Raw genomic sequence first — 15332 nt, 5'->3', positions numbered from 1 at the left:
CCGCTTGGTCACCTCGGTGGCGGCCGGACATGGAATCATGGCCGCAACGGCCCAACGGCTGGGCCGTTGCCTCGGGTTGGCCTCGTCACCGCACGCCGGGCCACAGCCTCAGAGGGGGAGGAACAACGATGATGGACAGCTTCGGCCCGTTGCGGGACCCTGACGTCGGCCACGGTGTCACCGGCATGGGCCCGGACGCGGGCGTGACCCGCGCGGAGCCGATCAGAGTCCTGGTCGTGGACGACCACGCCCTCTTCCGCCGCGGCCTGGAGATCGTGCTCGCCGCCGAGGAGGACATCCAGGTCGTCGGCGAGGCCGGAGACGGCGCCGAGGCCGTGGACAAGGCCGCCGACCTGCTGCCCGACATCGTGCTGATGGACGTACGGATGCCCCGGCGCGGCGGCATCGAGGCGTGCACCTCCATCAAGGAGGTCGCCCCCAGCGCGAAGATCATCATGCTGACGATCAGCGACGAGGAGGCCGACCTCTACGACGCGATCAAGGCGGGGGCGACCGGCTACCTCCTCAAGGAGATCTCCACGGACGAGGTCTCCACCGCCATCCGGGCCGTGGCCGACGGCCAGTCGCAGATCAGCCCCTCCATGGCCTCGAAGCTGCTCACCGAGTTCAAGTCGATGATCCAGCGCACCGACGAGCGCCGCCTGGTTCCCGCCCCCCGGCTGACCGACCGGGAGCTGGAGGTCCTCAAGCTCGTCGCCACGGGCATGAACAACCGGGACATCGCCAAGGAGTTGTTCATCTCCGAGAACACCGTGAAGAACCACGTCCGCAACATCCTGGAGAAGCTGCAACTGCACTCCAGGATGGAAGCGGTGGTGTACGCGATGCGGGAGAAGATCCTCGAGATCCGCTGAGCCGGCTCAGCGCGGTGTGGCGGCCGGCGCCCCGCTCACCTCCCGGGTGAGCGCATCGCGCAGTCCCGCGGGCTCGACGCGTTCCACCCGCACGTCCGTGGCCTCCACCCAGCTCGCCGCCTCGGCCAGGGCCTGGGCCACCGCCGGGACCGCCTTCGCACTCTTCAGGGTGACCTGTTTGGCCACCAGCGTGCTCCCCTGCCGGGCCGGGTCCACCCGGCCGACCAGCCGGCCGCCCGCCAGCACCGGCATCGCGAAGTAGCCGTGGATCCGCTTGGGCCTGGGGACGTAGGCCTCCAGGCGGTGGGTGAAGCCGAAGATCCGCTCGGTGCGTGCCCGGTCCCAGATCAGGGAGTCGAACGGGGACAGCAGCGTGGTGCGGTGGCGTCCGCGCGGGACCGTCTCCAGGGCCGCCGGGTCCGCCCAGGCGGGCTTCCCCCAGCCCTCCACGGTGACCGGGACCAGCCCGGAGTCGGCGATCACCGCATCGACCTGCTCGCCCTTGAGGCGGTGGTAATCGGCGATGTCCGCGCGGGTCCCCACGCCGAGTGACTGGCCCGCCAGCCGGACCAGGCGGCGCAGGCACTCGGCGTCGTCCAGCTCGTCGTGCAGCAGCGACGGGGGGACGGCGCGCTCGGCCAGGTCGTACACCCGCTTCCAGCCGCGGCGCTCGACGCAGACCACCTCCCCGTACATCAGGGCGCGCTCGACGGCGACCTTGGTCCCGGACCAGTCCCACCACTCGCTGGTCCGCTTGGCGCCGCCCAACTCCGTCGCCGTCAGCGGGCCTTCGGTGGTCAGCTGCTTGATCACCTGGTCGTAGGTGCCCTCGGGGAGCTGGTGGTTCCAGTGCGGGCGGTTGCGGTAGGCGCGGCGGCGGAAGGCGAAGTGGGGCCACTCCTCGATGGGCAGGATGCAGGCGGCGTGCGACCAGTACTCGAAGGCGTGCGTGCCGCTCCAGTAGGCCTGCTCGACGCTGTGGCGGCCGACCGCGCCGAGACGGGCGTAGGGGATGAGTTCGTGCGAGCGGGCGAGGACCGAGATGGTGTCCAGCTGGACCGCGCCGAGGTGGCGCAGCAGGCCGCGCACACCGGACCTGCGGTCGGGGGCGCCGAGGAGGCCTTGGGCACGCAGGGCGATGCGGCGGGCTTCGTCCGCCGACAGGTCGGTGGTGGGGCGCGGGACGGTCGTCATGGTCGGCACGATAGAGGCCGGCACTGACAGCACGGCCCGACCTGGGGGTTCGACGACAGGGCCTAGGAGCGGGCGGGCAGGTAGGGGGCCGTGGAGGCCAGCTCCAGGTCGGAGGGGAGCAGGGAGCCCACCCAGCAGTCCCGTCGCACCCCCTTGTTGTTCAGGGCGGAGCGCAGGGTGCCTTCGACGGTGAAGCCCGCCCGTTCGGCGACCGCGCGGGAGGCGGTGTTGCCGACCTCGGCCCGCCACTCCAGCCGGTCCACGGCGAGGTGGGTGAAGGCCCAGTGGGCGGCGGCACGGGACGCCTCGGTGATGTAGCCGTGGCCCCGGTGCTCCTTCGTGGCCCAGAAGCCGATCTCGGCCTCTCCCAGGGAGCGCCGGGTGATGCCCAGCATGCCCACGAGGTCGTGCGCGGGTGCGGACAGGAAGAGCCCGAAGGTGAACATCGAGCCGTCGCGCCAGCCGTCGGGCACCATCTGCTCGGTGAAGCCGCGCGCGTGCTCGTACAGATAAGGGGAGGGGATGGTGGTCCAGCGCTGGATGCCGGGGTCCTGCGCGGCGGCGTACACCGCGTCGGTGTCCTTCGGGCCGACGGTGCGCAGGACGAGGCGGCCGGTGGTGAGCGTCACGGGTTCCATCGGCCGATTCTGCTCGCCGACCGCGCGTGACGCCATCGCCTTTCTCCCTCTGTGAGCGCCCGGTCACGATTCGCGCAATTCCCGGGAAGGAGGCGGCACCATCCGCGCCCGCCGTCCGTTGTCCTCTTTGAAGGCGACGCGAATCGCAGTGCGGGAGTGCCCTCGCGGCAGGCACTCCCGGCTGGGCGGGGTCCTCGCATACGATGGCCGTTGCTCAGCCAAGCCAAATGGAAACCCGACCGTCCCAGGCCCGACCGGCAAGGAGACCAACCCCCGTGTCCGTCCTCTCGAAGATCATGCGTGCAGGCGAAGGCAAGATCCTGCGCAGGCTGCACCGCATCGCGGGCCAGGTCAACTCCATCGAAGAGGACTTCGTCGACCTCTCCGACGCCGAGCTGCGGGCCCTCACCGATGAGTACAGGCAGCGGTACGCCGACGGCGAGAGCCTGGACGACCTGCTGCCCGAGGCGTTCGCCACCGTTCGCGAGGCGGCCAAGCGCGTCCTGGGCCAGCGGCACTACGACGTGCAGATGATGGGTGGCGCCGCCCTGCACATGGGGTACGTCGCCGAGATGAAGACCGGTGAGGGCAAGACGCTCGTCGGCACCCTGCCCGCCTATCTCAACGCCCTCTCCGGAGACGGCGTCCACATCGTCACGGTCAACGACTACCTGGCCGAGCGCGACTCCGAGATGATGGGGCGTGTCCACAAGTTCCTGGGCCTGGACGTCGGCTGCATCCTCGCCAACATGACGCCGGCCCAGCGCCGCGAGCAGTACGCCTGCGACATCACCTACGGCACGAACAACGAGTTCGGCTTCGACTACCTGCGCGACAACATGGCCTGGTCGAAGGACGAACTGGTCCAGCGCGGCCACAACTTCGCCATCGTCGACGAGGTCGACTCCATCCTCGTCGACGAGGCCCGTACGCCGCTGATCATCTCGGGGCCGGCCGACCAGGCCACCAAGTGGTACGGCGACTTCGCCAAGCTCGTCACCCGCCTGAAGAAGGGCGAGGCGGGCAACCCGCTCAAGGGCCTCGAGGAGACCGGCGACTACGACGTCGACGAGAAGAAGCGCACGGTCGCCATCCACGAGGCCGGCGTCTCCAAGGTCGAGGACTGGCTGGGCATCGACAACCTCTACGAGTCGGTGAACACCCCGCTCGTCGGTTACCTGAACAACGCCATCAAGGCGAAGGAACTGTTCAAGAAGGACAAGGACTACGTCGTCATCGACGGCGAGGTCATGATCGTCGACGAGCACACCGGCCGTATCCTCGCCGGCCGCCGTTACAACGAGGGCATGCACCAGGCGATCGAGGCGAAGGAAGGGGTGGACATCAAGGACGAGAACCAGACGCTCGCCACGATCACCCTGCAGAACTTCTTCCGCCTGTACAACAAGCTCTCCGGCATGACCGGTACGGCGATGACCGAGGCCGCCGAGTTCCACCAGATCTACAAGCTCGGCGTGGTCCCGATCCCGACGAACAAGCCGATGATCCGCAAGGACCAGTCGGACCTGATCTACCGCACCGAGATCGCCAAGTTCGAGGCGGTCGTCGACGACATCGCGGAGAAGCACGAGAAGGGCCAGCCGATCCTGGTCGGCACCACCTCGGTCGAGAAGTCCGAGTACCTCTCGCAGCAGCTCAGCAAGCGCGGCATCCAGCACGAGGTGCTCAACGCCAAGCACCACGAGCGTGAGGCGTCGATCGTCGCCCAGGCCGGCCGCAAGGGCGCCGTGACGGTCGCGACGAACATGGCCGGCCGTGGTACGGACATCAAGCTCGGCGGCAACCCCGAGGACCTCGCCGAGGCGGAGCTGCGCCAGCGCGGCCTCGACCCCGAGGAGCACATCGAGGAGTGGGCGGCGGCCCTGCCCGCCGCGCTGGAGAAGGCCGAGCAGGCCGTCAAGGCGGAGAAGGACGAGGTCGAGAAGCTCGGCGGCCTCTACGTGCTGGGCACCGAGCGGCACGAGTCGCGCCGGATCGACAACCAGCTGCGCGGCCGCTCCGGCCGTCAGGGCGACCCCGGCGAGTCCCGTTTCTACCTCTCGCTGGGCGACGACCTGATGCGCCTGTTCAAGGCCCAGATGGTCGAGCGCGTGATGTCCATGGCGAACGTGCCGGACGACGTGCCCATCGAGAACAAGATGGTCACCCGCGCGATCGCCTCCGCCCAGTCGCAGGTCGAGCAGCAGAACTTCGAGACCCGTAAGAACGTCCTGAAGTACGACGAGGTCCTCAACCGTCAGCGCGAGGTCATCTACGGCGAGCGGCGCCGCGTCCTGGAGGGCGAGGACCTGCACGAGCAGGTGCAGCACTTCATGGACGACACGATCGACGCCTACGTCCAGGCGGAGACCGCCGAGGGCTTCCCGGAGGACTGGGACCTGGACCGGCTGTGGGGCGCCTTCAAGCAGCTCTACCCGGTGAAGGTCACCGTCGAGGAGCTGGAGGAGGCCGCCGGGGACCGTGCGGGTCTGACGGCCGAGTTCATCGGCGACTCCATCAAGGACGACATCCGCGAGCAGTACGAGGCCCGTGAGACGCAGCTCGGCTCGGAGATCATGCGTGAGCTGGAGCGCCGGGTGGTGCTGTCCGTGCTCGACCGCAAGTGGCGCGAGCACCTCTACGAGATGGACTACCTCCAGGAGGGCATCGGCCTGCGCGCGATGGCGCAGAAGGACCCGCTGGTCGAGTACCAGCGCGAGGGCTTCGACATGTTCTCCGCGATGATGGACGGCATCAAGGAGGAGTCCGTCGGCTACCTGTTCAACCTGGAGGTCCAGGTCGAACAGCAGGTCGAGGAGGTTCCCGTCGAGGAGGCGGCGCCGTCCCTGGAGAAGGCGCCGCAGGACGCGGTGCCCGCGCAGGCGGGCGCGCGTCCGGAGATCCGCGCGAAGGGCCTGGACGCGCCGCAGCGGCGTGACCTGCACTTCTCGGCGCCGACCGTGGACGGGGAGGGCGGTGTCGTCGAGGGCGAGTTCGCCAGCGACGACGAGCCGGTGCGCTCCGAGTCCGACGGCCTCACGCGCGCGGAGCGCCGCAAGCAGGCGAAGGGCGGCCGCCGCCGCAAGAAGTGAGGGCGGCTCCTGACGGAGCGGCACACGGGAAAGGGCCGGGCACCGGAAAGGTGCCTGGCCCTTTGGTTTGGGCCTGCAGTTCCGGCGGGCGGCGGCGGCCCCTTGGTGTGGGGTGGGCCTTGGTCTGGGGTTGGTCGGGGGCTGGGCTTTTGACTCGGGTCGGGGGCTTGGCTTGGGAGCGGGCTCGGGCAGCCGGCTCGGCTGAGGGGCGGGCAGGCGGCTGAGGGGCTGGCAGGCGGCTGTTGGCCGGTCGGGCGGCCCGGCTGGTCGGGACGGTTCGGGGTCCGGGCGGTCCGAGCGGTTTAGGCGGTCCGGACCGTTCGGTGGTCTGAGCGGTCTGGACGGTCTGGCCTGTCCGGGCAGTCTGGGGTGCCCCGGAAGCTTGGGAGGGGCCGAGGGCGCGGCTGCTGGGCCGTTCACCGGCCTGCCGGCCGGTGCCGGGCGCTCACCACTGGCTCGGGTCCCGTCCGGCCGCTGAGGGGCGGCCGAGGGCTGCCGTACGGTCTGCCGGCCCGCAGTAGGGGCCGGCAGACGCACCGGCAGGGGCCAGCTGCGGGCCCGGCCCCTGCCGGTGCGTGTGCCGGTTGGCGCCGGGGGGGAGAACGGGCTCGGAGTACTGCGTCTGTTCCTAGGGGTGGGAGTGGGCTGGTCACGGGCCGGGACCTCAGCCCCTGGTGTACGAGGCTGCTGCCCGCCTGCCCGCCTGCCCGCCTGCCCGCCTGCCCGCCTGCCCGCCCCCTGCCCGGCCCGCCTGCCCGCCCCCTGCCCGGCCCGCCGGTCCTGTCCTGCCTGGGCCGCCTGTCCTGCCCTGCTTGGCCCGCCTGCCCTGCCGGAGCTGTCCTGCCTGGCCCGCCGGTCCTGCCGGAGCTGCCCCGCCTGGCCCGCCTGCCCTGCCGGAGCTGCCCTCCCTGGCCCGTCTGGCCTGCCAGAGCTGTGTTCCGCCCGGCCGGTTTGTTCGGTCTGCCCGGCCTCGTCCGGCCCGCGAGCCGGGGCGGGGGCCCTTCGGTGTTTCTGCGGTCTGGCTTCCCTGCCGTCCGGTGGCGGGTCCAGTGGTGCGGTGGCGGGCGTCCCGCTCGCCGGGAGGGGATCCGGGCTCCGGGCCGGTCTTACGGGCGCCGAGGGGGCCGCCGGGCCCCCTGGTGGGCTCTGTGACCGGCGGGCCGGTTACGGGTCCGCCGGCCGGGCCGGTCGGTCAGGTGGCCGGCCGGCTGTCGCCCGGCCGGCCACCTGTCGTGCGAAGCTCAGGCCTCCTGGGGATGAGGGACGCGGGGGATTCCCAGCTCCACCGCCGTGCAGCGCCAGCGCCGGTCCCTGCCCCGTTCCAGGCGGAACGCCATGGCGCGCAGCTGCCGGCCCGCGCCGATGCGGGCGAAGACCTCCAGGGCGCCGGGGCGGGGCTCGTAGTAGCCGATGTCGCGGACGACGGGGCGGGCACCGCGGGTCCGCAGCGGGCCGCGTTCGGCGAGGCGGGCGAGTTCGTCGTACGCCTCTCCCGCCGTGTGCCGGAGCATCCAGTGGACGGGCCGCTGCCCGCTCAGTACGGCCAGGAGCCGGTCGGCGAAGAGGTCGGTGGCGGCGGGCGCCGGGGCGGCGGCCGCGGAGGCGGCGACAGCCGAGGCGGCACGGCCCTGAGCGCCGCCCGGTTCTGCGGGGCCGCTCCTGGGAGGACCGTATGGGCCGTACGGGCGGGCCGGGTCCGCGGTCGCGGCGCGACGGCGGCCCGGTGCGGTGGGCGGCCGGTTGTCCGTGGGGCCGGTGCGGGCGGGGCCGGAGCCCCGGGGGGAGCCCGGCGGGCGGCCGTCGCTCGTGATGCGTGCCGGGCTGCCGCCCGGTGCGCGCGGCGGGGCGCCGCCGGGGCGGCGGGTGTCGCGGCGTCCGGGCGGGCGGGTGCCGGGGCGGCGCTGCGCCCTGGTCATGACCTTGTTCATGCGTCCCCGTTCTCGGTGTGGTCTGGCTTGCGCCGTGGACGTGCGGACCGCCGGTCGGTGCGGGCCGCAGTACCGAGCAGTAACTTCCTGCTGGGGACCTTGTACGGGACCCGGCTCGGGGGAGGCAAGGAAGGCACCGGTCGGGTCGACGTCCGGGCGGATTCACCCATCCGGGTGGTCCTGGAAACCCGCGCCCCCGGAACTGCGGGCCGGAACAGGGGTGCACCGGGTGAAGCGAGGGGCGCGCGGTGGACGCCTGCGAAGGTGCGGCCGGGGACACGAAAGGGGTCCCCCGCACGTATCCTGAAGGCCGTCCGGGTGGCCTTCCCCGTGCCTCCCGGAGCCCCGTCGGAGCCCTCCGACCACGCACTCCCGTGAACACCCACCACGAAAGCGGCCGGCCATGCGCGTCTACGTCCCCCTGACCCTCCCCGGGCTCGCCGAGGCCTACGAGGCGGGGCAGCTGGGAGCGGAGCCGCTCGTCGCCTACGCCGTCACGCCCGCGCTGCGCGAGTGGTGCCTCTCCGACGACCTGGAGGAACTGGAGTACGCGGCGCTGAACCGGGCCGCGCTGGCCTCGCTGCGGCTGCTGGCCGCGGCGCCGGACGCGCCGCGCCGCCGAGTCGTCGTGGCCGTGGACGTCCCCGACACCACGGTGAGCAGCGACCCCGACCGCGGCCTGGACCCCGGGGCGCTCGGCGAGGTCCGGGTGGCCGGGACGGTCCCGCTGGCCAAGGCGGCCGCGGTGCACGTCGACGCGGACGACGCGGAGGCGGACGTGACGGCGGCGGCGCAGGCGCTGGCCGCGGCGGACGCGGGGGACGACGACGCGCAGTCCGTCGTGGACGGGACCGAGGACCACGAGCTGCTGTGGTTCGCCACCCAGGAGGTCCCGAACCTGATCGGACCGGCCGACGGCACGTCGTGACGACGCCGGGACCGGCCCGCCCCGGTCCGTCGGCGCCCCGGTCCGTCCGCGGCCCGGTCCGTCCCCGGTCCGGTTGTCAGTGGCTGCGGGTACGTTCTCGGGTATGGGGATGCAGTCAGGTGCGCACATCGTCTGGGACTGGAACGGCACGCTGTTCCACGACAACGACGCGATCATCGGCGCGACGAACGCCGCCTTCGCCGAACTGGGCCTGGAACCGATCACGCTGGAGCGGTACCGCGCGCTGTACTGCGTGCCCGTGCCGAAGTTCTACGAGCGGCTGATGGGGCGGCTGCCCACGGACACCGAGTGGCGGCTGATGGACGACGCCTTCCACCGGCACTACACCGTGCACCGGACCCGCTGCGGGCTCACCGAGGGCGCGGTGGAGCTGCTCACCGGGTGGACGTCGGCCGGGCACAGCCAGTCCATCCTCAGCATGTACGGCCATGAGGAGCTGGTCCCGCTGGTGCGGGGCTTCGGGATCGAGGCGCACTTCATACGCGTCGACGGGCGGACCGGGCCCTCCGGGGGCAGCAAGGCCGAGCACATGGTGCGCCACCTGGGCGCGCTGGCCGAGGCGGTCGACCCGGCGCGCACGGTGGTGATCGGGGACGCGGCCGACGACGCGCTGGCCGCGCGGTACGCGGGGGCGCGGGCGGTGCTGTACACCGGCGGATCGCACAGCCGGGCCAGTCTGCAGGACGCCGGCGTTCCGGTGGTGGACACGCTCCAGGAAGCGGTCGCCGAGGCGCAGCGCCTGGCGGCGGCGGCCTGACGCGATGGATGTGACCGTGTGACCGCCGTGCCCGGCGGGGACGCGCCCGGCAGACCCCGCACCACGTCCCGCCGCGCCACAAGGCGCAGCCGCCCCACAGGCCGCAAGCGCCTCAAAACCTCCGATCGGTGGTGCCGCCCCCACAGGCCGCAGCCGCCCTCGAGGCGCCCAACCTGGTGCCGCCCCGTAGACCGGCCGCACCGTTCCTCAAGGCCCCCTCAACCTGGTGCAGTCCCACAGGCCGCAACCGTCCTCAAGACGCCCCCCAACGGTGGTGCCGCCCCACCGGTCACAGACGTCCCTCAAGACACCCCACGGCGCCCCACCACCACCCCACCCCGCCGCACCCTGTGCAGAACGTCAAAGTTCCACCCCTGGTTTTGTACACATACGGCTCATGACGGGGCACCCGTGAAGAGCGATAGCCTGGTGGCGTGATCAGCGCGATAGTTCGCGGGGGCGCGCTCGCCTCCGCTCTGCGCCCGGTGTGCACGGACCACATCCGTGACCGGGCGGCGGTCGCTGGTCCTCCCGGGCGGGACGGGGTCGCCAGGACCACCCCCAGGGCCTCCACGACGCCGGGCCGGTTCCCGGCGGCGCCACCGAGAGCAGGGTCACACCCCTCGGATGCGTCGAAGATGGCCGATAACCCCCCGCTCATCTCACCTCACGGCATAGCGTCGGTAAGGGCCGGACACCCCGGACCGCGACGGCACGCCGGAAGGGCAGAGACCGTACTTCCTTCAACGTCACGCAACGGCGCGCGACAGGAGCCAGAGGACAATGCAGACCAAGCTGGACGAAGCCAAGGCCGAGTTGCTCGAAAGGGCCGTTCGGGTAGCTGAGAACAGTCCGGCCGGGGGACACCTCCCGGCCGGTATGGCGGGCGAGGGCACCCCGGACCGGGACTCCGTACTCGCCTTCCTCCAGCGCTACTACCTGCACACCGCCCCGGAGGACCTCGCCGACCGTGACCCGGTCGACGTCTTCGGAGCCGCCTTCTCGCACTACCGGCTGGCCGAGAACCGCCCGCAGGGCACGGCCAACGTGCGGGTGCACACCCCGACCGTCGAGGAGAACGGCTGGACGTGCAGCCACTCCGTCGTCGAGGTCGTCACCGACGACATGCCCTTCCTCGTGGACTCCGTCACCAACGAGCTGACCCGGCAGGGACGCGGCATCCACGTCGTCGTCCACCCGCAGTTCGTCGTCCGCCGCGACCTGACCGGCAAGCTGCTGGACGTGCTGCCCGCCGGACCGGCCGGTGAGCCGCTGCCGCACGACGCGCACGTCGAGTCCTGGATCCACGTCGAGGTCGACCGCGAGACCGACCGGTCCGACCTCAAGCAGATCACCGCCGATCTGCTGCGCGTGCTCTCCGACGTCCGGGAGGCCGTCGAGGACTGGGAGAAGATGCGCGACGCGGCCGCCCGCATCGCCGAGGGCCTGCCCGACGAGCCCGTCCCCGCCGACCTGCCCGGGCCGCAGGTCGAGGAGGCGCGCGAACTGCTGCGCTGGCTCTCCTCCGACCACTTCACCTTCCTCGGCTACCGCGAGTACCAGCTGCGGGAGGACGACACGCTGGCCGCCGTCCCCGGCACCGGGCTGGGCATACTGCGCTCGGACCCGCAGCACGCCGGCGAGGACGCCCACCCGGTCAGCCCGTCCTTCGAGCGGCTGCCCGCCGACGCCCGCGCCAAGGCGCGCGAGCACAAGCTGCTCGTGCTGACCAAGGCGAACAGCCGGGCCACCGTGCACCGGCCGTCCTACCTGGACTACATCGGCGTCAAGAAGTTCAACGACCAGGGCGAGGTGATCGGGGAGCGCCGCTTCCTCGGCCTGTTCTCGTCGGCGGCGTACACCGAATCGGTGCGCCGGGTCCCGGTCGTCCGCCGCAAGGTCGACGAGGTGCTGGCGCTCGCCGGCTTCTCGCCCAACAGCCACGACGGGCGCGACCTGCTCCAGATCCTGGAGACCTACCCCCGCGACGAGCTGTTCCAGACGCCCGCCGCCGAGCTGCAGTCGATCGCCACCTCGGTGCTGTACCTCCAGGAGCGCCGCCGGCTGCGCCTGTACCTGCGCCAGGACGAGTACGGCCGCTACTACTCGGCCCTCGTCTACCTGCCGCGCGACCGCTACACCACGGGCGTGCGCCTGCGGATCATCGACATCCTGAAGGAGGAGCTGGGCGGCACCAGCGTCGACTTCACGGCCTGGAACACCGAGTCGATCCTCTCCCGGCTGCACTTCGTCGTCCGCGTGCCGCAGGGCACCGAGCTGCCCGAGCTGTCCGACGCCGACAAGGAGCGCATCGAGGCCCGCCTGGTCGAGGCCGCCCGCTCCTGGGCCGACGCCTTCTCCGAGGCGCTCACCGCCGAGCTGGGCGAGGAGCGCGCCGCCGAGCTGATGCGCCGCTACGCCGCCGCGTTCCCCGAGGGCTACAAGGCCGACCACACACCGCGCGCCGCGGTCGCCGACCTGGTCAACCTGGAGCAGCTGGACGAGGACAAGACCTTCGCGCTCAGCCTGTACGAGCCGGTGGGCGCCGCCCCCGAAGAGCGCCGCTTCAAGATCTACCAGAAGGGCGGCTCGGTCTCCCTCTCGCAGGTCCTGCCGGTGCTCAGCCGGCTCGGCGTGGAGGTCACCGACGAGCGGCCCTACGAGCTGCGCTGCGCGGACCGTACGACGGCGTGGATCTACGACTTCGGTCTGCGCATGCCCAAGGCGGTCGCCGGCGCCGGTGACTACCTCGCCGACGACGCCCGTGAGCGGTTCCAGGACGCCTTCGCCGCCGCCTGGACCGGCAAGGCGGAGAACGACGGGTTCAACGCGCTGGTGCTGAGCGCCGGACTGAGCTGGCGCCAGGCGATGGTGCTGCGCGCCTACGCCAAGTACCTGCGCCAGGCGGGCTCCACGTTCAGCCAGGACTACATGGAGGACACCCTCCGCAACAACGTCCACACCACCCGTCTGCTCGTCTCCCTGTTCGAGGCGCGGATGGCGCCCGAGCGGCAGCGCGCCGGGCACGAGCTGGTCGACGCCCTGCTCGAAGAGGTCGACGCGGCCCTGGACCAGGTGGCCTCGCTGGACGAGGACCGGATCCTGCGCTCCTTCCTCACCGTCGTCAAGGCGACGCTGCGCACCAACTTCTTCCAGGAGACCGAGGCCGGCCGGCCGCACGACTACGTCTCCATGAAGTTCGACCCGCAGGCCATCCCCGACCTGCCGGCGCCGCGCCCGGCGTACGAGATCTGGGTGTACTCGCCGCGCGTGGAAGGCGTGCACCTGCGCTTCGGCAAGGTCGCCCGCGGCGGTCTGCGCTGGTCCGACCGGCGTGAGGACTTCCGCACCGAGATCCTGGGCCTGGTCAAGGCGCAGATGGTGAAGAACACGGTCATCGTGCCGGTGGGCGCCAAGGGCGGCTTCGTCGCCAAGCAGCTGCCCGACCCGGGCGTGGACCGGGACGCCTGGCTCGCGGAGGGCATCGCCAGCTACAAGACGTTCATCTCGGCGCTGCTCGACATCACCGACAACATGGTGGCGGGCGAGGTCGTCCCGCCGCGGGACGTGGTGCGCCACGACGGCGACGACACCTACCTGGTGGTCGCGGCCGACAAGGGCACGGCGACGTTCTCGGACATCGCCAACGAGGTCGCCGAGTCCTACGACTTCTGGCTCGGTGACGCCTTCGCCTCCGGCGGCTCGGCGGGCTACGACCACAAGGGCATGGGCATCACCGCCCGCGGTGCCTGGGAGTCGGTCAAGCGGCACTTCCGCGAGCTGGACGTCGACACCCAGTCGCAGGACTTCACGGTCGTCGGCATCGGTGACATGTCCGGTGACGTGTTCGGCAACGGCATGCTGCTGAGCGAGCACATCCGCCTGGTGGCCGCCTTCGACCACCGGCACATCTTCATCGACCCGAACCCGGACGCGGCCACCGGCTACGCCGAGCGGCGCCGCCTGTTCGACCTGCCGCGCTCCAGCTGGGCCGACTACGACACCGAGCTGCTGTCGGCCGGCGGCGGGATCTTCCCGCGCAACCTGAAGTCGATCCCGGTCAACGCGCACATCCGCGAGGCCCTGGGCATCGACTCCAAGGTCACCAAGCTGACCCCGGCGGACCTGATGCGGGCCATCCTCCAGGCCCCGGTGGACCTGCTGTGGAACGGCGGTATCGGCACCTACGTCAAGGCGTCCACCGAGTCCAACGCCGACGTCGGCGACAAGGCCAACGACGCGATCCGTGTGGACGGCAAGGACCTGCGGGTCCGCGTCGTCGGCGAGGGCGGCAACCTGGGCTGCACCCAGCTGGGCCGGATCGAGTTCGCGCAGGCGGGCGGCAGGGTCAACACCGACGCCATCGACAACAGCGCGGGCGTGGACACCTCCGACCACGAGGTCAACATCAAGGTCCTGCTCAACGGACTGGTCACCGACGGCGACATGACCGTCAAGCAGCGCAACAAGCTGCTCGCCGAGATGACCGACGAGGTCGGCGCGCTGGTGCTGCGCAACAACTACGCGCAGAACACGGCGATCGCCAACGCCCTCGCCCAGTCCAAGGACATGGTCCACGCCCAGCAGCGCTTCATGAAGCACCTGGTGCGCGAGGGGCATCTGGACCGGGCGCTGGAGTTCCTGCCCACCGACCGCCAGATCCGCGAGCGGCTGAACGCCGGCAACGGCCTGACCGGTCCGGAGACGGCCGTCCTGCTGGCGTACACGAAGATCACGGTCGCCGAGGAGCTGCTGCGCACCTCGTTGCCGGACGACCCGTATCTGCGCGGGCTGCTGCACACCTACTTCCCGACGCAGCTGCGCGAGCGGTTCGCGGAGCAGATCGACAACCACCCGCTGAACCGCGAGATCACCACGACCGTCCTGGTCAACGACACGGTCAACACCGGCGGTACGACGTATCTGCACCGGTTGCGGGAGGAGACCGGGGCGTCCTTGGAGGAGATCGTCCGGGCGCAGACCGTGGCCCGCGCGATCTTCCGCTCGGCGCCGGTGTGGGACGCGGTGGAGGCCCTGGACAACAAGGTCGAGGCCGACGTCCAGACCCGGATCCGGCTGCACTCGCGCCGGCTGGTGGAGCGCGGCACGCGCTGGCTGCTGAACAACCGGCCGCAGCCGCTGCAGCTCGGCGAGACGGTCGAGTTCTTCTCCGAGCGGGTCGAGCAGGTGTGGGCCCAGCTGCCCAAGCTGATCAAGGGCGCGGACCTGGAGTGGTACCAGCAGGTCTACGACGAGCTGTCCGCGGCCGGTGTCCCGGACGAGCTGGCCACCCGCGTGGCCGGGTTCTCCTCGGCCTTCCCGGCGCTCGACATCGTCTCGGTGGCCGACCGCATGGGCAGGGACCCGATGGACGTCGCCGAGGTGTACTACGACCTGGCCGACCGGCTCGCCATCACCCAGCTGATGGACCGCATCATCGAGCTGCCGCGCGCCGACCGCTGGCAGTCCATGGCGCGCGCGGCGATCCGTGAGGACCTGTACGCGGCGCACGCGGCCCTGACCGCGGACGTCCTCGCGGTGGGCAACGGCACGTCCACGCCGGAGGAGCGCTTCAAGGTGTGGGAGACGAAGAACGCGCCGATCCTGTCCCGGGCCCGTATCACGCTGGAGGAGATCCGCGGTTCGGACGCCTTCGACCTGGCCAACCTCTCGGTGGCCATGCGGACGATGCGGACGCTGCTGGGGTCGCACGGCTGACGTCCCCCCGCACAGCCGATGAGGGCGCCCCGGGCCGTCAAAAGCCCGGGGCGCCCTCATGCTGATTTCTTGCGGTCGTTTAGGAAACGACGCACGGTGAATTTACCTTTTCCTGTTATTCGAGATCATTCGGATAAAGTGTCGCGCGTGACTGTGCACCTCGCCGGGGACCGTCCGCCCG

8 protein-coding genes are annotated in these 15332 nt (G+C 71.3%); 5 read left to right on the top strand and 3 right to left on the bottom strand.

The genetic code is table 11. The features are described from left to right. Positions 1-128: 128 nt before the first annotated feature. A complete protein-coding gene (locus IG64_RS32060; protein WP_037862614.1) occupies positions 129-875 on the top strand; it encodes a response regulator in 747 nt (248 codons plus the stop codon). 6 nt (positions 876-881) lie between these two features. Here IG64_RS32060 and IG64_RS32055 read toward each other — a convergent pair whose 3' ends face one another. Together IG64_RS32055 and IG64_RS32050 are read right to left on the bottom strand one after the other, a co-directional pair. After that, positions 882-2069 (bottom strand): winged helix-turn-helix domain-containing protein, encoded by a 1188-nt coding sequence (locus IG64_RS32055; RefSeq protein WP_037862696.1) that lies wholly within the window; start codon positions 2067-2069, stop codon positions 882-884. 62 nt (positions 2070-2131) lie between these two features. Then, complete coding sequence (locus IG64_RS32050) at positions 2132-2707, bottom strand: GNAT family N-acetyltransferase (protein WP_037862692.1); 576 nt, start codon at positions 2705-2707, stop codon at positions 2132-2134. A 275-nt stretch (positions 2708-2982) separates the two neighbouring features. Between IG64_RS32050 and secA the strand changes: the two genes are divergently transcribed. Beyond that, positions 2983-5799 (top strand): preprotein translocase subunit SecA, encoded by a 2817-nt coding sequence (gene secA / locus IG64_RS32045; RefSeq protein ID WP_037862611.1) that lies wholly within the window; start codon positions 2983-2985, stop codon positions 5797-5799. Positions 5800-7040: 1241 nt separating this feature from the next. Here the strand turns inward: secA and IG64_RS32040 are convergent. Further along, entirely contained in the window at positions 7041-7727 is a 687-nt protein-coding gene (locus tag IG64_RS32040) for an Rv3235 family protein (RefSeq protein WP_037862609.1), read from the bottom strand. 403 nt (positions 7728-8130) lie between these two features. Here IG64_RS32040 and IG64_RS32035 point away from each other — a divergent pair, with 403 nt between their 5' ends. The 3 genes from IG64_RS32035 to IG64_RS32025 all read left to right on the top strand — a co-directional run bounded on the left by IG64_RS32035 (position 8131) and on the right by IG64_RS32025 (position 15151). After that, positions 8131-8655, top strand: a complete 525-nt coding sequence (locus tag IG64_RS32035; RefSeq protein ID WP_037862607.1) for a DUF6912 family protein — start codon at positions 8131-8133, stop codon at positions 8653-8655. Positions 8656-8758: 103 nt separating this feature from the next. Next, positions 8759-9433 (top strand): HAD family hydrolase, encoded by a 675-nt coding sequence (locus IG64_RS32030; protein WP_037862604.1) that lies wholly within the window; start codon positions 8759-8761, stop codon positions 9431-9433. A gap of 783 nt (positions 9434-10216) precedes the next feature. Continuing rightward, on the top strand, positions 10217-15151 hold the full coding sequence (locus IG64_RS32025; RefSeq protein WP_037862603.1) for an NAD-glutamate dehydrogenase: 4935 nt from the start codon (positions 10217-10219) through the stop codon (positions 15149-15151). Positions 15152-15332: the final 181 nt, after the last annotated feature.

The sequence above is a fragment of the Streptomyces sp. NRRL S-340 genome, from assembly GCF_000720185.1.
In the GTDB taxonomy this organism is placed as follows: Bacteria; Actinomycetota; Actinomycetes; order Streptomycetales; family Streptomycetaceae; genus Streptomyces.
Note: the sequence above shows the minus strand (reverse complement) of the source record. Positions and strands in the feature narration are given on the sequence as shown.

Coding starts and splice junctions, on each gene's coding strand:
- IG64_RS32055 (WP_037862696.1), bottom strand. CDS start 2,069: ATGACGACCGTCCCGCGCCCCACCACCGACCTGTCGGCGGACGAAGCC.
- IG64_RS32035 (WP_037862607.1), top strand. CDS start 8,131: ATGCGCGTCTACGTCCCCCTGACCCTCCCCGGGCTCGCCGAGGCCTAC.
- IG64_RS32060 (WP_037862614.1), top strand. CDS start 129: ATGATGGACAGCTTCGGCCCGTTGCGGGACCCTGACGTCGGCCACGGT.
- IG64_RS32025 (WP_037862603.1), top strand. CDS start 10,217: ATGCAGACCAAGCTGGACGAAGCCAAGGCCGAGTTGCTCGAAAGGGCC.
- IG64_RS32050 (WP_037862692.1), bottom strand. CDS start 2,707: ATGGAACCCGTGACGCTCACCACCGGCCGCCTCGTCCTGCGCACCGTC.
- IG64_RS32040 (WP_037862609.1), bottom strand. CDS start 7,727: ATGAACAAGGTCATGACCAGGGCGCAGCGCCGCCCCGGCACCCGCCCG.
- IG64_RS32030 (WP_037862604.1), top strand. CDS start 8,759: ATGGGGATGCAGTCAGGTGCGCACATCGTCTGGGACTGGAACGGCACG.